The sequence below is a fragment of the uncultured Porphyromonas sp. genome (assembly GCF_900541275.1).
Lineage (GTDB): Bacteria > Bacteroidota > Bacteroidia > Bacteroidales > Porphyromonadaceae > Porphyromonas_A.
In genome coordinates, this window is the sequence record NZ_UQJH01000007.1 from 37,429 (window position 1) to 57,830 (window position 20,402).

Consider the following 20,402-nt stretch of genomic DNA (forward strand, 5'->3'; position numbering starts at 1 on the left):
GACCACTGGACGGACACTAAGCGTCCAGACTCATAGTACGAGGGTTTCCTGTAGGCTGTAGGGAGGCAGATGATCAACAACATAGCGTCTGAGTCCTTTGCAGACAGCCTATCCTTGCTTAGGAGCGAATGGTGAAAACAAATCGTACCTGGGCTGTGGGCTTGCTCGATGTAGCCGTCGCAGCCTCACTCCTTGAGATATAGTCTCGAGGGAACCTCCGAGAGTGGGTAGCGGAGGCTGTCGGTGGTGTAGATGATATACAGCTGCTCCATGGTGCGTGTCATAGCCACGTAGAGTGTCCTCCGTCTGCCATCGTCAGCGGCACCCTCGTACTCGGGTAGGATGACGACGTCAAACTGTAGACCCTTAGAGCTATGGTAGGTCATCACCATAGGGTCTGGCGACATGAAGTCGAGCTCATATATCTCATCGCTCTCCCCACCGGTCTTGCACTTAATCCTGACGGATAGACCTCGTTGCTTAAGCTCCTCCCCGATCGTCTGTACCTCACTATTATTGGAGAGAAGTATGGCGATCTTCTTGCCCTTATTCTCCTCGATGATCTGGGCGATAAGGTTGATCTCCTTCTCAAGGCTGTCGGAGTGAATGATATGCGGAAGGTGGTCGGTCGTATTCTTGTATACCTTATCCTTGTATGGTGGTACATCAACGCCCACATAATCCTCTGTGATCTTAGCGACATTACGGGGGAGGCGGTAGTTATTGTACAGCCTCAGTGGCTTTAGCCCGGTAAGCTCAGATATCTCCTCGATCGACATTGTAGGCTGATCGAAGTGCTTATAGATGGACTGGGCAGAGTCCCCGAAGAAGTAGTAGGCCGTCTTAGCAGCATCCATAAACCTCTTGACCTGGTCCCTATTGAAGTCCTGGATCTCGTCTACGATGATATAATCGGCCTTGGGACATCCCATAACCTCCCACTTGGCTGCAGTGTAAAACTGGTAATTGGCACTTCGCTTCCCGAGCTTCATGAAGCTATTCAGCGACTTCGTCAGCGTGAGGAGTATCACATCTCCACCCTCCTCAGCGATCTTCTGAGCCTTGTGCATAGCGATGACAGACTTCCCGCTTCCTGCGCATCCTGTGATGAGCATAGACTGGTCCTTGCTGAGCTCGATCAGATCCATCTGATCATCGTCCTCCTCAACGGCCTCGTCTCCCGGATCCCATATGGACGTGTGGACACTTGACTCCTCGGACCGGACGGGCCGGGAGGATTGCTGACCTGCTGTGTGCCTCTCCTGAGAGACCTCCTCTATATGATGGGCTCTCTCCCTCTCCTCGGCTAATTGCTTTTCCAGCTTCTCGATCGTCTGTGATAGAGACTCGATCAATTGGAGCTTACTCTTGACAATAGAGCTACTCTCCTCCGACTCCTTCGTAGCCTGCTTTTTTAGACTCTCCAGCTCTTCTCGTGTCTTGGATATGTCCTGCTGTGCTTTATCTAGCTCCTTACGGGTCTTGTCGTGTGCTTCCTCTGCTTCCTTGAGCTTCTCTGACGAGGCCAGGTCGAGCTTTTTGAGTGTGCTAAGGAAGCCGATCGTCTCAGCTGAAATGAGCTTTTGCTCCTTGAGGAACTTAAACTCCCGTACAAGGAAGGAAGCACAGTCCAGTGCCACGACAAAAATATCATCGGTACGACTCCCGGAGTGGCTCCCGATCTCGCTGGCATTATTGTAGAGACGGACTAGAGTGGCAGTAGCGCTCTCCAGCTCTGTCTGAAAGTGCTTATTGTCTCTCTGGATCCGCGTAGAATTCCTGAGGGTCAAGACCTTCTCAATGGGCCATATCAGGCCACTCCCTTTGAGTTCCTTGCCATTGTTTTGATTAGTCCAGTAGACCTCCTTGGTTTTATTATTCAGGATCAGTTTTTTTCGACCGGAGATTATATCCTCTGCGAGCCGCTCGTCAAGGCAGTCGTATAGTATCAGCTTTGCTAAGTCCTCGATAGCAGGTCTGATGTCTCTGAAGAAAAAGACATAGTCCCCCTTATTGTATTCCTCAGAGGCTCTATCGAAATTTTGCTTGAGATCTTCCTTGATGAGATTCATAACCATCTGAATATTAGTCAGGGGTGCCGACACCGCTTATAAGTACGACATATATATAGCCGTTCTGGATAGCCTCACTACCCCAGTTTTCTTTGTATTCGTCTTTTGTCTCCTCGTAGGTCCAGGCTACGATGTCGCTGACAAAGAAGCCACCCAATTGAGACACACTGTTGTTGGCTGCATTAATTGCTATCCTGCTTGGGGTCTGACTCCTAGATGTTAGGATGCCGATCGGTGGCGTGATAGAGTCTTGGTAGATCTTATAATTGCCCCGGTTGTCCCTTATCAGCTTCACTGCTGCACCTCTCTTGACCTTTGTACGGATTAACTCCCGGGCGCCTCTGTACTCTTTGCCGGCACTGTACGAGAGGTTGTAGTTGCCGAGCTTAGGGTCGGACTCCATATAGAGTATTTGCTGCGGGTCTTGAGACCTATAGATCTCCTCGCCTCTCTCTACGGCTCGCTCTCTCGGGCCCTTAGATACATACAGGTATTTCTTGGCTCTTGTGTATGCCACATAGAGTAGCTTCTGCTCCTCCTGTATGTCCGCCAAGTCATCTGCTGAGAGATACTCACCATCAAGGTAGTCGCAACGGTGTGGGATGATTGGGAGACCGACCGAGGAGGGAGTGATGAAGACGGCATCAAACTCGAGACCCTTCACCTTATGCATCGTAGTAAGGATGACCTCGAGGCGGTCGTCCTTGATCAGTCGCTGATCTTTATAGTCCTCATAGATCTTGAATACTCCCCCATCATCCTGTGAGGAGATATCCCTGATGTAGTCGGCCATATCCTGCCAGGTGTGAGGACTCTCGCTGGCACGGATGGAGTCCAGGTAGCTAAGCGATAGCGTGTAAGCTATGTCGATATAGAACTCATCCCATGTGGGATAGCTCCTCCTCAGATCCTCGACAATGTCCCTCAGCTCTGTGGCCGTCTTATCTCCCTCGATCTCGCATAGCTTGCCGGATGAGGACTCAAGTAAGTGGATGAGGTGATAGATCTCCCTTGCTCTCCAGAGCTCACATACGCTCGTCCCTTGTATCCTCAGTCGTACGTCATCGGGAAGCTTCTCCTTCTCTCGGAGTTGGGCATAGCATCTGTAGACTTCGCTATTTGTCCTGAAGAATACAGCAATGGTGTGTATGGCATTACGACTGTCTTGTTGGGACGCCCCGGTCTTACGGATCTTATCTATGTACTCTAGCAGGTCACGGGTCCACTCTTGACTATTGTCAGAGTCACAGTCACTGATATGTACATAGCTCTCCGTAGGCTCGTGCTCCATGATGACATCAGCTGCCTTGGGTAGCTGACATCCGTCAGGGAGGAAGGTCTTAGCGGCGTCGAGGATCTTCTGATAGGACCTATAGTTGGTGAACATAGTCATCTCCACCGGGTGGATGGCCTCTCTCAACTGGGCGTAGTAAGGCTTTGGGTCTACGCAACGGGCATACTCTTCAGGACTAAGTTGCTTGCGCTCGCCACTACTGTCCCTTGGGATCCGGTCAAAGCCATAAATACTCTGGTTGATGTCACCGATGGTGAAGAACGACGCCTTAGGATAGATGTCGTGAAGCATCAGTAGGCAATCCAGCCTCACCTGGGTAATGTCCTGAAACTCATCTACCAGTATGTGAGTGATCTCAGGGTAGCGCAGGATAAATGCTCTCTTATTGTTGCTTAGGTAGTCGTAAAAGGAGTATTCCCAGAGCTCCGGCTTAGTCTTGTCAAGTGATTTCCCGAGACATTTCTTAGCTAAGCCGTGAAACGTGTGTACATTGATCCTATTCGCCGTCCGGCTCATCCCGAGCCTTGTGAAGAGGTGGTTGAGCCGATTCCTCAGCTCCGTGACGACAGCTCTATTGTATGCCAGTACGAGTATCTTATTAGGACTGACGTGCTCAGTGTAGATAAGCCTAGCACATCGGAGAGTAAGGACATGAGTCTTCCCAGACCCCGGTCCGGCAAGCACATTGACATTGGCATCCCTGGGCTGATTGTAGATCGCCAGCTGTGCTGGATTTGACTCAAGCTTGCGCTCCTCATCCCTTAGCGCTTCCTCGGTGAGCTGTTGCATAATGCCGGAGTCCTCCGGGGCACTCTCACCGGCTAGAGTAAAGTACTCATCGGTATTCCTACACCCGAAATACCTCTTGATGAAGCTCTCTTGTCGATCAGGTGCAAGGGCGGAATATATCTGCATACAAGCGAGACGAAGAATCTTTACCCTATTCACCTCCTCAAATTCCCTACGCAGCTCGTAGAGTGGAGAGGACTTGTCCTCAAGTGGCTCCTCGAGGGAGTCCTTGCTCTTCTCTGTCGTATAGCACTCTATGCACGATGGGAGCAGGCCGGAGTGATTGATATAGCGAAGCATCGAGAGGGTCTGGAGAATAGTGCTGAAGTAAATATATCTCGACTGCAGCTTCATACCTCTGGTAAGCTTCACGGCATCAGAAGCCCACTCTATCATGTCGTTTGTCCGGTCGTTGGTCACGATTGATTCAAGGAAGCTGGTGCAGTCTCTCCTGAGCAAGGGCAAGAATTTCTCCCATTGCTTGTCATGTACCGTGATGTAGTAGATGGCTTGTTTCCTCCTGTACTTGATGTGAAGACTTACCCCGGGGACAAACTTGAGTAACTTGAGCATATCAGTACCGGTACGGGTGGTGATATCCTCTGTGTAGGTCTCCAGTTTCGTGACTGCTCCACTGAGGTGGGCCTCATGCTCCGAATTTCTCCATATCATGTAGTCGACCTCTTTCTTCTTGCTATCCAGGGCTTTCACGGATATTCTGGAGAGGTCAATCCCATCCAAGAGGTGGCCTGCCAAGTCTCTTCGTGCCTCATCGTCCAGCACGATCTCTTTATTGACTCGACAGCTGCTGAGGAAGTCGTGAAGTCCCTTCAGTATTATCTGGAGGGTCAGGGGTGCCGTTTTTCTCTCTAAAAGGAAGTACCTCGTCTCGTAATAGCGGTAAGGAGCGAGCGAGCAGTGGAGGGTGTTATTGATCAAGAGAAGTTCTTTCTCTACCGCCTCAATAAGGATATCCATCAACTCGTACCTTGCAAGGTGAAACTCATTTTGGATATCACGAAGGCATATGATATTACTCCCGGTAGGATCAGTACATGACTTGCTGATGTAATTGAGCACTTCCTCGTGATCACAGCCTGCTAATGACTTCCCTGAGAAAGAGATGGTTAGGTAGCCGGCGCCTAGATACTCTGTCTTGAGGTGGCCTATGTGGTCAAGCCAGTAAAGAGCTATGCGAGTAGATGTGATGTCCTTGGAGACCCCTGACTCTTTTTGCCAGACATTGAAGGGCACAAGGACAGGCTGGGACTCTGTTTCCTTGAGGGTCTGGAATTTCTCAATAAAGGCAATCACTGCCTCCTTGCAGGATACGATATCGGACCAGCTGAGCATATTGCTGATCAGCAGCTCCTTGAGGACCCTGAAGTCCTCGTCAGAGTTGATGCAGAGTGCAGGTATCTGCCCCTCCGGCCCAAATACGTCCTCAAACATCTTCCTACTGCGTCCCACGCGACCCACCTCCTGTAGGTAGTCCTCTATATAGGAGGGAGGGCTGAAGTGGACGAGATAGTGTATGTTGGGTATGTCCATCCCCATGCCAAAGGCTTTCGTGGCCGCTAGGATGTAGATGTCTTTTCCACTCCCTTCATCCCGACTATCTGCAGAGCTCTTGAAGGCTTTGTACTTGTCACTCCGTTGCTGGCTGTCGAGTCCGGCATGGAAGTAATCGATGTGATCAGCGCACTGTCTCAATATAGGATCTGCATCCGAGGCTTTACATAGCTCACTGAGCATATCAGTAACCTCCTCGCACTCGCGACGCCTGCGACAGAAGATCAGCATACGGCTTTTTTGGAAGTCGATCTTATTTGCCTTAATGTAGTCGACAATGGCCGCCACTCGGTCATCCATAGTGTGTCCTTGTGTGCCAGCGCTTGCACTGAGGCCTGATAACGCAAAGGATATGTCTATGTGGTCCCGGACAGGATTGGCACTCTCACCGAGACGCTTGATATCGGGTAGGAACTCTCTTATCTCGCTCTCGACCTGAGCTGTGATGGTGGCAGAGAAGAGTGAGAAGGTGAAGTCATTGTACCTCCGCTTCAGCTCGATGCAGCGCTGCAGAGCATACTGATAGTCCGGCCTAAACTCTTGGCCCCACTGAGTAATACAGTGAGCCTCGTCAAAGATCACATACTCCAGACCTCCATCCCTATTAATACGCGTCTCGAGGGCAGACATAAATCGCTTGACCCTGAATCGCTCCGGTGTGATATAGAGAAGTGCAAGCTCTCCGCTCACTATTCGTCTGTAGATGTAGTCTACATCAAATGGCTCCCTGGATCCACTTAGGTAGTCGACATTGGTCCCAAATCCTTTCTCGAAGAGCTCCTCTACCTGATCCTGCATAAGAGCGAGCAGAGGTGAGATGACAATACTCAGTCTGTGCCGGTGGATGGCATGGTAGATCGCCGGTGCTTGGAAGAGTACAGATTTACCTCCGCCTGTGGGTAGAGTGACGAGGTAGTCCCCCGACGGCTCTATGATCTCCTTGAGTATTGGCTTCTGATAGTCATACCAGTCAAAGGGCTCGCTGTCGGAGTTGGTGCCAAGGAAGGGCCTTCTAAGCATCTCCATAACCTCCTCTGTGGAGTGAGAGCTCTCCTCTTGGTGCCCATCTGCGAAGTATTGTCCTGCCTGTGCAAGTGCGGTCTCATACCTCGAGTTATTTTCCCAGAGGGCGTACTCCTCCAGCTTTGCGAGGCTGGCATCAAGTGGAGTCGGGTAGTCCTCCAAGTGGGGATCGATCACGTAGAGCCGTGTATCGGGATTATTAGCCACCATCAGGGAGTAGTAGTGCCGTATGATCGGCCACGATGCGGCCATACACTGACGCGCGGTGGACTTAGTGACCGTGTCCTCGTCCTCCCTCCTTTGAGTAGACCTCTGATCGTCGCCATCGAATGGGAGGGTGTCCCACATAATCATATGGCGCTCGATATCTAAGTCGTCCCATACATAGCATAGAGCCTCATCTGTACGATAGGTACCGATCTCTCTCAGGAAGTCTTCCTTATCTATCAGGACCAGCCCTCGACTCGGATCACGTATGAGGTCTATCTGCTGCAGCCCCTCCCCCTCGCGAGGTACGTCGTAGCCTAATTGTGTGGCATAGTCTATGAGTGACTCTCTCTCCTCCCTCATACGGAGTATGTAGACGAGCACAACTCCTCGATTTCTTTCCTTTATCTCACTCAGAAGAGCAAATTGAGCGACCCAGTAGGCACTTCGGAAGACAGAGAAGGAGCTGACACGCTTTTCTTTGCCACTAAAGTCCTCAGTAACGGGATCTGATAGCCGAGCAATGACAATGGGTTGCTCCGTATTGCCGACGCTCGCAAGCTCCCACGGATATACCGCAGGGTCAGCATTAAAGTTGGTTAAGAATTTCCTCCTGAGTGTCTGATACTGATAGTTTCGGAAGATCGAGATCTTCCCGGAGAGACTTTTCTCGGCCCAAGTGTTGGCCGTCAGTGGTTCGTCCGATATACCCAGACCTGCTCTCTCCTCCTTGTCAAGGAGGGCAATATTGGATGCCGCCATCGAGAAAGGTAGTCGGGAGTGGAGATCGATGAGCTCCTCAGAGGTGTACTCTTTGTCGATTTTTTGCACGAATGACCGATCGTGAATCTCTGTCCCAATCGCATAGATATGCGTGTAATCTCTCTGATATAGTGTCTGGTCGACAAAGCCGGAAGTCTCGATGCAGTCGATGTGGCTCGGTCTCACGTAGAGGAAGGGTATAAGTCTCTCATCGGAGAGGTAGACGCTGATATCGCCACTTCCTTGAGTGCGCAAGTACAGAGCTATATTGGCGACGATAGGTGTCCTGGATACTTCACAGAAGCGCTTAAGGATAGTCCTGGTAAGGACATCGAGTCCTCCGCTCGACTCAATCCTCTCCCTGTCGACGGATTGGTAGCTGATGCTGTCCTCCTCCGTCTCCGTCGGAAATGATAGCGGCATAAGTAGCGCAAGCCTTGGCCATATGCTCTTCGGAGCGATGATCAGAGTCCTCTCCGAGTCCGGTGTCTCGGCAATCTCCCTAAGTCTTTCCTCAAGAGAGGCATCAATGGGCTTGAGCTGTCGGAAGAAAGGCTCCCCCTTCTCTTCCGTCTCTGAAAAGTACTGCGCGAAGACCGGCGTCTGCAGGGTCCGGAGGATGTCACTCAATTCTTTTGGAAGGAATGCTGCCAGCTCTTCACACAGGTTGGGCTCCAGTGATAGTCGATACAGCTGGTTCCAGAAGAGCCTATTGACCAGCTTCGTCTTTTCTTGGATACTCTCAGGCTCGGTCAAGTGGTAGGAGTAGCGGCAGGGATTAAGGAGGATCTCGATCTCCATAGTGTCCCAAATGTGGGACTCGGTCTTGATCCCCTTACTCTCAAGCAGCGACATAGTGTGGCGCTTAATGTCGTGACCGACGACAATGGGGTATCGCTTGAGACTCCGCTCTAAGGACCTCAGCTGGTCTTGAGAGTCGTAGTACCTGACATTATCTTCCTTGATAAACGCAAATTCCTCCACTTGATCACCCTTTGCCCTTAAGTCAAAGGCCATATAGGGGATCTCCGCTTTGAGTAGGTCCCACTTCTCTCCCACATAGTGATGGAAGAGCGGCGTATCCCGGAAGTATGTACCGACGATCTCTAGCCCCAGCTCATCATCAATAGTCTGTAAGTACTGGTACCGATGGTCCTCGTCGTAGGTGTGGAGTACCATACTGATCTTCTCAGCACCCATCGTCGCAAAGAAGGCTCTACGAGACTCCTCGTCTAAGTCAGGAGCAGTGGCAAAGGATAGAGCGAGGTCATCTATACTTAGCTTCCTCATCTTCTCCAGCGTCTCCCTATCCCTGATCAAATCCTGCAGGAGCCCTTTGTCCTCATAACCTGTGGATAGGTAAAGGAGTAGACCCTTGGAGGAGTGTGGGTGATTCCTGATATAGGTCAGGAAGTGACTTAAGTCGTCGCCCTCATCTGTGTAGTGTGACAAAAGTATCCGAGGATCATGACCGTAGTCAGCAAAACCATTGAGATGGTGGATTATTTCTGTCTCCTCGAGCCACTTGGTATCTTTGGTGGCCTTGTAGAGCAACAGCCGAAGGTGTACTGATGGATATGTCTCGTCGACTCTCTCACAGTAGAGGCTGAGCAAGTCGGTGCTTACCCGAGAGAGAAACCCGACGATCGCCTCCTCATCTTTGCTTTTGATCTGTCCAAATACAGTGCGTAGGGATGACCTGGCAGTCTCGATGTCGACTACTGCCCCGATCCTATTAATAGTAGCAGCATCAAGCGTCTCGACGGCATCTCTGAATAACGGAGCCACCAATCCCTGTACCTGGTCGTACACCTTCTGCTCCCCCTTGATCCTGTCCACTAAGGCGGTCCCGCCGGTGAGGCAAAGGGTGTATATCAGTAAGCTAGGGAGGGCTCCTTCACTCCCGGCGATATATCGTGCGATGGCTGGTTTGTCCTTCTTGCGTATCTTCTCCTTCCAAAGAGAGTGGAGCGCCTCATACGATGCTTGTGACTGCTGGCTGAGCTGCTCGACAATAGACTCATCCATAAGCCACACATTGTCCTTGGTCAGCGCGTAGAGAGCCCATCGGAGTGTAGGCGAGGGGGATACCTCCTCAGGAGTCGATGTATAGTGGGAGAGTGTATCGGGGGATAGCTTCCGGAGGAAGTCAAGCACACTTGACTCCGTCTGCCCTTCCGTCCCCAGCACGGCAGAGATCTGTTCATTGACAAGGTCATTGTCAGTGACGACATCGAGGGTGTCGACTAAGGAGCTATTCAGCTCCCTTAGAGCCATCTGCAGGATCTCTTTCTTGTATGATTGTAGCTCTGTAGTCTCAGGCGATAGTGCTATGGTTGTCCCGAGATCCCTGTCACCGGTAAGTGTGTAGATCACCAGCCTCAGCTCATCGCTTGCCGAGTCGGAGCTTGCTATGTACTTGGCATAGCTCAGTGCTTGGTCTCGATCTAATCGGGATAAGAGACCTCGCAGCAATGGGGCTATCTCCCCGTAGCTGGCTGACCTCTTGCATAGGTACTCGATGAATGCGTCATCCTTTATAGCCTCGATATCACCAGTCGACTGGAAGAGAAGGGGAGCCAAGCTGGGGATTTCTGGAAGTAGTCTCACAACTTCCCTGTAGACCTCCGGGAAAGCCTTCTCAAGATGATTGACAAAGTGTGTGCACTGCTCGTCGAGCTCTTGATCTCTGCTCAGTCGATCAATGACTGCCCCTGCAGTCGATGCCGGGTCGTGTACCGGAAGTTCCCGGGAGAACATCTTGATGTCATAGTCCTCGATCGACTGGATGAGAGTAAGGCGACTAATCTCTCGCAGCTTATCCCTAAGTGCAGGGTCGATATTCTCATCTATAGATTTCTCGAGAGGAGTAGATATCGATGCCGTGCCTAAGCCGTGAGCATCCAATAGCTTGATGATCTTTTTGCTTCGATCCTCATCAGGCAGTCCCTCAAGCTCTTGGATGAGATCCTTTAGCACAATTGTCTGACCCTCTACCGTCTGGGAAAAGAGTCGCCAGATGTCCCTTTGGATATCAATGTCGTAGTTCTTGTTCTCGACTGAGCCGCGTATATGGCTATACTCATCGACGTACTGCTTGACAGCGCGGTAGTCTTCGTTGCTAATTTCGAGCTTTCGCCCATTCAGTGCCTTCGTTCCCTTCTTGCCCCTTTCGTTAATCTCAAAGGTGACATACTCTCCTTTCCTGAGCTTATTCCCATCGAAGTCAGAGGAGTGGATGAATATCTCACTTGGCTCTTGTTTCTCTGTCGGGGTGAGATTACCGCTTTTTGCCCTTCTGTGCCCCATCTGATTGGTCAGAATGAAGCCAAAGTCCCCCGTCTTAACGACATGCTTGATCCTTCCAAGCAGTCGAGGTTGCCCTAGTATGTCGGTGGTCGTAGGGAGGTCCGATAGGTCAAGGTTATCGATGTGACCTATTATGTACTCTGAGCTTACGGAGTAATCAGGTTTGCCCATAGCAGCAGTCGTTGTTAATTGGCGGAAGAGTCTTCGATTTGAGCAATAAGCCGTTGATTGCTAATATCCCAGTCTACGATTATTATCTTGACTTTGTCCCTGATATTGAGGCGGTAATAGCTATCTGCTGTGGTGTTAGGGTCAGTCTCCATAATGATAGCCTCTACTCCTGCTTGGAGGGTAGCTGTGATCGAGTCCTCATTGATTGCAGTGATGAATGCATCGTGACAAGAGTTGACAGGGAAGGACTTTTTTGCTCTCTCCCACGGATCAGATGACCAGTCATATCCAGAGGTAAATCTGAGCCATCGCCGATCCACAAATACCTCGTTGATAGAAACAGGAGCGAATTTTCCCAAGAGCTGCTGGGGAAATGAGTTCTCTGAAGGTGTCTGAGTATCATCCATGCGTACTATACCGATGAGATCCTCGTTGATCTCAATCACTGCACCTTCGGGCTGGATCTGAATGACAGTTCCCAAGACTTTCTCGCCCACTACTTTCTGCTGATCGATGTTTTTCCATGGATCTGGCCGCAAACGTTTCATACTGAGTATCACATCGCCATCTTTGATCATTACTACAGCAGCTTGGATTACATCATCTATCTTTGGTAAGTGATAGCGTCCATTTCCCCAAGTAATTTCCTTGACAGGGAGGGTGCATTTCACATTGTCCACAATCACAGAGACGAAGTTCGATTGTAGTTTTGTCACCTTCCCCTCAACGATATCCCCCACTCTGAGGGGTCTTCTGTCGCTCTGGAGTGGGGTGTTATTATCCGTATGATTCTCATTCATAATGGCGTCTCGGATGGGCTTATCACAAAGGTTCTAAGCTATGGATTTGTCCATAGACTTTATAGTCGCAAGATAGCGAAACTTGTTGATCTTCACCAAGCCGATGCAATGGCTACCATTATGGAGAGACTTAGGGATGGAGGGTGAAGGGAGTGCCGGGGGTGAGGGTCACCTGCTGCTCTTGGTCGCGGGTGGCATCACGGAGGGTCACCGTGGTGGGACCGGCGAGGCGGCTTCGGAGCGTCACCTCGGTCACCTTCCCCTCGCTCCAGCTGCAGTCCACCTCCACGCCTCCACGGGCGCAGAGTCCGCTGTAGCTGCCGCTGTGCCAGAGGTCCGGCAGGGCGGGGAGGAGCTCGATCACCCCCTCGTGGCTCTGAAGTAGCATCTCGGCGATGCCGGCGGTGCCACCGAAGTTGCCGTCGATCTGGAAGGGCGGGTGGGCGCAGAAGAGGTTGGGCAGCGTGCCACCTATGTTGACCAGCTCTCCCTCCTCGTCAAAGGCGGGTACAAAGAGACTCTTGAGGAGCTTGGCGGCATGGTTGCCGTCCTTGAGCCTTGCCCAGAAATTGATCTTCCACGCCCGGCTCCAGCCTGTGCCGGCATCGCCTCGCCTCCGGAGGGTGACGCGTGCCGCCTCGGCCAGCTCGGGCGTCTCCCGTGTGGTGATCGCATCTCCCGGGTAAAGCCCGTAGAGGTGCGAGACGTGGCGGTGGTGGATGTCCATCTCGCGGTAGTCCTCAAGCCACTCCATGAGGTAGCCCTCCTTGCTGACCTGCATCGGTGGGAGGAGCGGCAGGGCATTCGCCATCCGGGTCAGGTCGGGATCGTAGGTGCCGAGGATCTCCGCAGCGCGCAGCGTGTGGCGGTAGAGCTCACCGACCAGCTGCGTGTCCATCGTCGGTCCCATGCAGATGTAGGCGATCTGGGTCGAGTCACCTGGGAGGTAAAAGCCATTCTCCGGCGAGGAGGAGGGTGCGGTGACGAGCCACCCCTCCCTCGGCTCTCGGATCATCGTGGAGAGGAAGAAGCGGGACGCATCGAGGAGTGTCGGGTAGATCGCTCTGAGGTAGGTGGTGTCGCGGGTAAAGTCGTAGTGGTCCCAGAGGTGGCGGCAGAGCCATGCCCCTCCCGTCATCGTCGCTCCCCAGGAGGCATCCTCACCGGGAGCGGTGTAGTAGAAGGGGTTGGTCATCATATGCGCCACCCATCCCTCGGCGCCGTAGAAGTGCTTGGCGGTCCTCCGCCCGCTCTCCCGGAGGGCTGTGGTGAAGTCGATCAGCGAGCGATGAAGCTCGGAGAGATTGGCCACCTCGGCGGGCCAGTAATTCATCTGGACGTTGATATTGAGGTGGTAGTCCGCATTCCACGGTAGCTGGATCCCTTCGCCCCAGAGCCCTTGGAGATTGAGTGGCCAGCTGTCGGGACGGCAGCCGGAGATCATCAGGTAGCGGCCGTACTGGAAGTAGAGTGCCGCAAGGGAGGGGTCCTCATTGTCCTGATAGCGGCGGATGCGGTAGTCGGTCGTCCGCTCGGCTGCCTCCGTCGGCGCCCCGAGGTGGAGGCTCACGCGGTCGAAGAGCCGACTGTACTCCTTGAGATGCCTCTTGTAGATCGTCTCGTAGGCGAGGTCCTCCACCTCATCCAGTCGGTCTGACGGTGGCTCCGGGGCGACTCCACCGGCGGGGATGAGGTCGGTCCGGGCGGCGACGAGGAGGATCACGTCATCAGCGTGGGAGACGGAGAGGCGGCTCCCCCTCACTCGCATCTTGCCGCCGGTAGGGATGCAGCGCACCTCCGCCTCGTAGCGGGTCCCCTCGCCACCAAAGCCGTCCGGCAGCGAGCCGGTCAGGCGTAGTCCCACGTCCGTCCCCTCGATTGTGCCCCCCTCGGGGCGGGAGAGAGAGAGGTCAAAGGAGACCTTCCCCTTATGGTCCGCACCGAGGTGTATCACCAGCACATCGTCCTTACGCGAGGTGAAGTAGGAGCGATTGTACCGCACCCCATTGAGGTCAAAGAACGTATGCGCCACCGCCGTCCGTAGGTCTAGCTCGCGCCGGTAGCCCGTCTCCGCTCCCTTAGGCAGGTGGTGGTCGAGGGTCATGTAGGCGAGCATCTGGTAGCTGCCGTAGGGTGAGTGGGCGCCATCGGGGAGTCCGCTCCCCTTGCCTCCGCAGCGGAAGTACTTGTACATCAGCCTCTGCGCCTGGAGATTGTCCCCGTCGAGGAGCGCATGTCGGATCTCCGGCAGGTGGCTCACCGCGTCGATGTCGTAGGCAGTACTGTCGACACTGCCGCTCCACATGGAGATCTCATTGAGGATCAGCCGCTCGCTCCGCACCTCACCACCGGTCATCAGCCCGAGCCGGCCGTTGCCGATCGGGAGCATGGCCTCGAAGGCCTTGGCTGGGCGATCGTAGCGGAGCTTCAGCGGGGTCTCCTCAGCGTGGAGAGGGAGCCAGAGGAGTGTCGCGAGGATCAGTAGGAGGTAATCTCTTAGTCTCATAAGGATGGGACTCAGAGGAGTGACTCGAAGTAGTCCAGTAACTCCTCCCTTCCCTCGCTCTTGAGCGAGGAGGTGACGAAGTAGGGCGGCAGCTCATCCCACTCCTCACGGAGCTTATCGAGGTAGGCATCTACGCTGCGGCGGGCAGCCGACTTGGAGAGCTTGTCTGCCTTCGTGAAGATGAGGGCAAAGGGTACATTATTCACTCCGAGGTGATTGATGAAGTCAAGGTCGATCCGGAGAGGTGCGTGGCGTATGTCGATCAGCACGAAGAGGCAGGACATCTGCCACCGATGGCTCACGTAGTCATCGATCATCCGCTCGAGCTGCTGCCGTATGGGCTTCGGCACCTTGGCGTAGCCGTAGCCGGGCAGGTCGACGATGTAGAAGCGGTCGTCGATGAGGAAGTGATTGATCAGCTGCGTCTTACCGGGCGTCTGGGACGTCTTGGCGAGATCCCTCCGCTGGGTCAGCATATTGATCAGGGAGGATTTCCCTACGTTGGATCGTCCGATGAGCGCCAGCTCCACACGATCATCATCGGGGCACTCCGCCACGCTGCGGCTGCTCTTGATGAATGTTGCCTCTTGTATGTCCACTTGTATATAGTCTGCTTAGCGTTGCTTGGGGGTAAAAAGGTCTGCCACGCCGGCGCTGAGCCTTTGGGCATTGCTGCGCACCGTGTGGAGGAAGTCAAAGATCGTCTTGTCTCGGTCCTTAGGCCTGCCGGAGCAGACGCTGAGGCTCCGTGGCACCGCCTCTATCCGGAGCTCGTGGGTCTCTTCCATCGCATCGCCGTCGATGTGGTAGATGACCGACTTGTCGGTCCGGATCGTGATCTGTCGACCGCGCAGCTGTCGGGTGTACTTGCTCTCTGTCAGGTCGCCACTGAAGAGCCGGTAGGCGATCATGCCTGCCTCAGCGGCCGGAAACTCCTCGATCGCCGTCACGTCCAGCATGCCATCCACCATCGACGCATCCGGGGCGATGAAGGCGTTGTTGCCATACTGCGATGCATTGGCCACCGAGACGATGTAGGCATGCACCTCACTCTCCTCACCGTCGATGGTGACCCTATAGTCCTCCGCATGGTACTGACCGAAGAGGTCCACCGTGTCAGCGATGTAGCTGATGAAGCCTCTTGTCTTGCTGGCAGAGAACTTCTCCGACACCGCCGCATCCAGCCCTATGCCGCAGGTGCAGAGGAAGGGCTTCCCATTGACCCGACCGGTGTCGATCCGCTGCACCTCATGGCGTAGCAGCACCTCGATCGCCGGCTCCAGCTCCATCGGGATATGGAGCTCACGAGCGAGACCATTTCCGCTCCCGTTGGGCAGGATCCCCATCACCATGTCGGTGCCGATGAGCGCACGACCCACCTCATTGACGGTCCCGTCGCCTCCCATCACCACGACGACATCAGCGTCTCCCGGGTCGAGAGCGCGGTGGTAGGCATCGTCCGGCTCCCGGGTGACGAAGCAGGTCACCTCGTGCCCCTGCTCCAGCAAGAGAGACACCGCCCTCGACGCCATCTCGATCGCATTGGCGTCGGGGCCGGAGACCGGATTGATGATCAGGAGGTACTTCATGGACGTCTCTCGTCGGAGATGATGCTGGTGGGCAGTGGGTGAGCCGTGATCCGGTCGTAGCTGCGGCGGCTGGCGATGATGTCTATAGCCGTGTAGATCGCGGAGCGGAAGGACTGCGGATTGGCGATCCCTCGGCCGGCAATGTCGTAGGCGGTGCCATGGTCGGGCGAAGTGCGGACGATCGGGAGCCCGGTGGTGACATTGACGCCCGTGTCCATCGCCAGGAGCTTGAAGGGGATCAGCCCCTGATCGTGATACATTGCGAGGATGCCGTCAAAGGTGCGGTAGCTGCCGCTCCCCCAGAGTCCGTCCGGAGCCACGGGGCCAAAGACCTGTATCCCTCTCTGCCACGCCTCCTCGATGGCGGGGGCGATCACCTCCGGCTCCTCACGCCCGATGAGACCATTCTCTCCCGCATGGGGATTGAGACCCATCACGACTATGCGGGGCTTGACGATGCCGAAGTCTCGTATCAGCGACTGCTCCAGCGTCACGATAGAGGACATCAGTTGCCCCCTCGTGATCAGCGAGGGGACCGCCGAGAGGGGCTCGTGGATCGTCGCCAGCGCCACATGCATCCCTGACGGCTCGGTAAAGAGCATCAGCGGGTGGCTCTCAGGGAAGTAGGAGGCGAAGAACTCCGTGTGCCCCGTAAAGGGAAACTCCGCCCCTGTCGTCGTATCCTTGTGTATCGGTGCGGTCACCACCCCATCCAGCCGCCCGGCGACCAGATCCTCAGCTGCATCTCTCAGCGCACGGGCAGCGAGCAGCCCGGCAGCCCGTGTGGGCTCACCGGGGGTGACGTGGAGGTCGATGCCGGTGGCGTCGGTCTCGATGATATTGATCTCTCCCTCGCGAGCCTCATCGGCGTGGTCGATGCGGTGAAGTCTCTCGGGTAGGTCGAGGGTAAAGCGCTTCCTGTAGTAATTGTAGATCGCTTCGGAGCCATACAGGACCGGCGTCATCAGGCGCAGCATCCGGCTGTCAGCGAGGCATCGGAGGATTACCTCGTAGCCGATGCCATTGAAGTCCCCGTGCGTCAGACCGACGCGCGGAGTGGTCTCGTGGAGCGCTTGCTCTTTCCTTTTCTTATCTTCCGGCTTACTCATTCTGTCGGTATCTCTTCTTCCACGCCATCCGGTGTGGGGGTGACGACAAGTTCGTCCATGGTATTGGGCATCTTATGTGTCCTGAAGTCTGCCCCTATCGGGCGGATCGTGTAGAGGCTTGCCTCCGCATTCAGCAGCATATTCCGCTGCTTCTCACCGGGTGCGTAGATGAAGACCTCACCGATGACCAGGTTTCGCCCACTCTTATCCAGCATTCCCTGCATCACGAAGGAGCCGCCCATCATATCATTCGTCATCTCCCAGAGCCCCCTCAGCTCGCCGCGGTAGTCCCCGAGGTAGGTCATACCGTGGTAGTAATTGAAGGGCGGAGCATCCCGCTTCGTCGTCGTCATCTGGCTGCCGGGGTACTTCCCGGTGATGATGCTCCCGAGGATCGAGTCGCGTAGCTCGGTGAAGTACTCCTCGGTGAAGGTATTGGGATTGCGGTAGGGGATGGAGTAGACGACGAGGTCGATCCGCTTGGACTGGTCCATATTCGATGCCCACACGAGTCCCCTCTGTGCCTTGGTGAAGTCCAGTCCCGTGGGCGGATTCATAGTCACGCCGACGGAGTCCTCGATGAGCTGACGGATGGGATTGGAGAAGGTCTGCTCCAGGTAGTCCTGCCGGCGCTTCAGCTCCTCGGTGTAGATCAGCTGGACCAGCTGATCCCCCCGGCTCTGCAGGAGGGTGTAGATGTCGTCGAGGTTTCGTCCCTTGGCGTGGATGATCAGCTGCCCGGAGGCGTAGTCATTGCGCGACAGCCCGACGGAGGGACCACTGTAGGTCTCCGGGTCGATGGAGACGTAGAGGATGTTGCGGACCCGGCGGACAAAGGAGACGAAGTTGGACGCCTCCACGAAAGAGATGTCCGTCATCGGCTCCGGCTGCGGCAGGATCGTCACCGGCTGCCCGAAGTAGAAGGTGATGCTGTCCCGGAGCGCCTGATTGTCTATGTTGCCGTCAGGGACGACGGCGATCAGGCTGAGGGCATTGCCGGTGGCGCTGGTGGTACTCCGCCGCTTCTTCCCATTGCAGGAGGCGAGGAGGAGTAGGGCTGAGAGCAGCGCCACGATATAGGTGAGAGATCTGCGTGTCATACTACATTTATATATGGAGGAGAAATGATTGCCACCTACAAATGTACCGAAAAGCCCCCACACCTCCGGCGGATTTCCAAGGGTAGCCGGGGTGCCGCATTTGAGCATTGGGGTAATCATATATAGGGGGCTTATTCGTGAGGCACCCGAAGGGTGCTCGCTCCATAGGCATCGGTCATCCGCGAAGCAGTGACCGATTTGCCGAGACCTGTCCCTACCCCATCGACCCCTTGCGGGTCGATGAGCAGAATTTCCCTTTTCCCGCGACCTCGCCAGGGTGTCGCACTATCAAGCCTCTCCGGGGAGTGCGACACCCTTGCGGGGTCGCGAGATCGCTTGCAATGCCTGATCCCCGGGTCGTCGGGGCTACGCCCCTCGACCCGGGGCTAAAAAGCGGGCACCCCTGTCGGGGTGCTTAGTTTACCACTCTTCACAATTTGTTCAATAGCTTCTGCATCGCTCCATGCGTCACCCATGGAGGGCGACCAGCGGGTATGGGACAGCACCTTCTCTTCACATAGGGACGATGGAATTTCTGGACTCGCATTAAGGCCGTCACCTCCGGCGGATTTCTTTTACCGGTATTAGTGATCTCTAATATCGGTATTAGTGACTCCTAATATCGGTATTAGATTTTCGTCAGAGGGAGGGGGAAAAAAGGGGCACAAAAAAAGCGGGACGACACACTGAGGTGCCGTCCCGCCGGGAGGGATGTTAGTCAGGGATCAGAGATCACTTATTCTGGATCTTCTGGTCGATCTCATTGTACTTATCGTTCATGCCGAGGTTGTAGTAGATGCCACGGAGAGCGACGAGGTACTGGGTGTCGTCAGGATTGAGCTCCACAGCCTTCTCGAAGTAAGGCAGAGCCTTCTCGAAGTAGACCTTAGCCTCATCGACCTTGGCCTTGTACTGGGCCTCGTCGGTGATCGAGTTGGCCTCAGACTGGATGTTGGCACCCTGATTGAAGTAGACGCGACCGAGACCGAGCATAGCCTCTGCGTACTGCGGATCGATAGAGAGCGCCTTCTGGAAGGACTCCTCAGCCTTTGCCATATCCTTGAAGCCCTGCTCGTAGACGTTGGCGAGGACGAAGTAGAGCTGCTTGTTGTCGGGGTTGGCGGCGATGGCCTTGTCGAGGTAAGCCTTGGCGTCCTCGTGACGACCCTGCTGGATGAGGATGTTGATCTTATTGAAGAGGTAGAAATTCTCCTCCGGGAAGAGGGTCACACCCTCGTCGAGCGTCTTCATAAAGCCCACGGTGTCACCTGCCTGCAGGTAGGACTGAGCGAGGAGCTGGTAGACGTCATTCTGACGGAAGGGGACGTCCTTGATCGCCTCGTAGGCGGCGATGGCGCCCTGCTTGTCGTCCTTATTGCACTGAGTGAGGGTGTAGGCGTTGAAGAACCCGATCTGCATCGACATAGAGTCCTGCTCAGCGGTGGGGGTCCCCTGGAAGAGGTCCATCTTCTTCACGTCCATAAACTTCTGGAAGTAGTCGTGAGCCTTGCAGACATCACCTCCGTCCATAGCGGCAGCACCTCCATTGACGAGGAAGCCGTAGTAGGTGGCGAGGGACTCAGAGATCTTCTTGTCGAAGTGCTGCTTTACCTTGCCCTTTGCGTCAGGGAGACGGTCGAGGGAGTCAGCCTTAGTGTAGTAGTCGGTCATATCAGCGACGGCCTTATAGAAGGCGTCCTGATTGATCTCCTTGCCGAGTGAGAGCTGGAGGTAGTCACGCTTCACCTGCTGCTCCTCGATGAGGCCGGCGACCCACCAGGTCTTGGCGTCGTTGGCGGTCTCGGGGTTCTCAAATGCGGGCTTGAGGAAGTTACGCGCCTCCTGTACATTGACGTCGTCCTTCTTGGCCATACGCTCTACCTGCTTGACGAGCTTCTCCTGACCGAAGGCGGCAGGGACAGCGATAAGGAGTGAGAGCGCTCCGATAAGTAGTTTGTTACTCATGGTTGTCTATTCTTTGCTATTAATTTATTCTCAAGGTTTACCACAACTCCCTCAGGGGCTACCCCGAGGAGTCGGTCCAAAGGTAATAAAATCTGCCTACATAGGCATATTCCTTGATCCTTCAGTACACTATT

At 54.5% G+C, this 20,402-nt stretch carries 9 protein-coding genes; all 9 read right to left on the reverse strand.

The features are described from left to right. Window positions 1-185 precede the first annotated feature (185 nt). Window positions 186-2,072, reverse strand: a complete 1,887-nt coding sequence (locus QZR17_RS04910; RefSeq protein WP_297128399.1) for a 3'-5' exonuclease — start codon at window positions 2,070-2,072, stop codon at window positions 186-188. A 13-nt stretch (window positions 2,073-2,085) separates the two neighbouring features. Beyond that, window positions 2,086-11,199, reverse strand: coding sequence for a UvrD-helicase domain-containing protein (locus QZR17_RS04915; protein ID WP_297128402.1), 9,114 nt, complete (start codon window positions 11,197-11,199; stop codon window positions 2,086-2,088). Window positions 11,200-11,213: 14 nt separating this feature from the next. Further along, window positions 11,214-11,999 carry a hypothetical protein gene (locus QZR17_RS04920; protein WP_297128406.1) on the reverse strand — a complete coding sequence of 262 codons (786 nt, stop codon included), beginning with the start codon at window positions 11,997-11,999 and terminating at the stop codon, window positions 11,214-11,216. Between the two features lie 130 nt (window positions 12,000-12,129). Further along, window positions 12,130-14,505 (reverse strand): glycoside hydrolase family 95 protein, encoded by a 2,376-nt coding sequence (locus QZR17_RS04925; RefSeq protein WP_297128409.1) that lies wholly within the window; start codon window positions 14,503-14,505, stop codon window positions 12,130-12,132. Window positions 14,506-14,516: 11 nt separating this feature from the next. Beyond that, window positions 14,517-15,104 carry a ribosome biogenesis GTP-binding protein YihA/YsxC gene (yihA, locus tag QZR17_RS04930; RefSeq protein WP_297128412.1) on the reverse strand — a complete coding sequence of 196 codons (588 nt, stop codon included), beginning with the start codon at window positions 15,102-15,104 and terminating at the stop codon, window positions 14,517-14,519. 15 nt (window positions 15,105-15,119) lie between these two features. Continuing rightward, on the reverse strand, window positions 15,120-16,094 hold the full coding sequence (locus tag QZR17_RS04935) for a diacylglycerol kinase family protein (protein WP_297128415.1): 975 nt from the start codon (window positions 16,092-16,094) through the stop codon (window positions 15,120-15,122). Further along, complete coding sequence (gene pdxA, locus QZR17_RS04940; RefSeq protein ID WP_297128418.1) at window positions 16,091-17,203, reverse strand: 4-hydroxythreonine-4-phosphate dehydrogenase PdxA; 1,113 nt, start codon at window positions 17,201-17,203, stop codon at window positions 16,091-16,093. The genes QZR17_RS04935 and pdxA overlap by 4 nt, the downstream gene beginning before the upstream one ends. Further along, window positions 17,200-18,303: a DUF4837 family protein gene (locus QZR17_RS04945; RefSeq protein WP_297128422.1), complete on the reverse strand. Its 1,104-nt coding sequence runs from the start codon at window positions 18,301-18,303 to the stop codon at window positions 17,200-17,202. Before QZR17_RS04945 ends, pdxA begins: the two co-directional genes overlap by 4 nt. 732 nt (window positions 18,304-19,035) lie before the next feature. Further along, window positions 19,036-20,268, reverse strand: coding sequence for a tetratricopeptide repeat protein (locus QZR17_RS04950; protein WP_297128425.1), 1,233 nt, complete (start codon window positions 20,266-20,268; stop codon window positions 19,036-19,038). Window positions 20,269-20,402 lie beyond the last annotated feature (134 nt).

Bases quoted from the DNA above. Each gene is read 5' to 3' on its own strand.
- QZR17_RS04910 (WP_297128399.1), bottom strand. From the start codon at position 2,072: ATGAATCTCATCAAGGAAGATCTCAAGCAAAATTTCGATAGAGCCTCT.
- QZR17_RS04915 (WP_297128402.1), bottom strand. From the start codon at position 11,199: ATGGGCAAACCTGATTACTCCGTAAGCTCAGAGTACATAATAGGTCAC.
- QZR17_RS04920 (WP_297128406.1), bottom strand. From the start codon at position 11,999: ATGAATGAGAATCATACGGATAATAACACCCCACTCCAGAGCGACAGA.
- QZR17_RS04925 (WP_297128409.1), bottom strand. From the start codon at position 14,505: ATGAGACTAAGAGATTACCTCCTACTGATCCTCGCGACACTCCTCTGG.
- QZR17_RS04935 (WP_297128415.1), bottom strand. From the start codon at position 16,094: ATGAAGTACCTCCTGATCATCAATCCGGTCTCCGGCCCCGACGCCAAT.
- pdxA (WP_297128418.1), bottom strand. From the start codon at position 17,203: ATGAGTAAGCCGGAAGATAAGAAAAGGAAAGAGCAAGCGCTCCACGAG.
- QZR17_RS04945 (WP_297128422.1), bottom strand. From the start codon at position 18,303: ATGACACGCAGATCTCTCACCTATATCGTGGCGCTGCTCTCAGCCCTA.
- QZR17_RS04950 (WP_297128425.1), bottom strand. From the start codon at position 20,268: ATGAGTAACAAACTACTTATCGGAGCGCTCTCACTCCTTATCGCTGTC.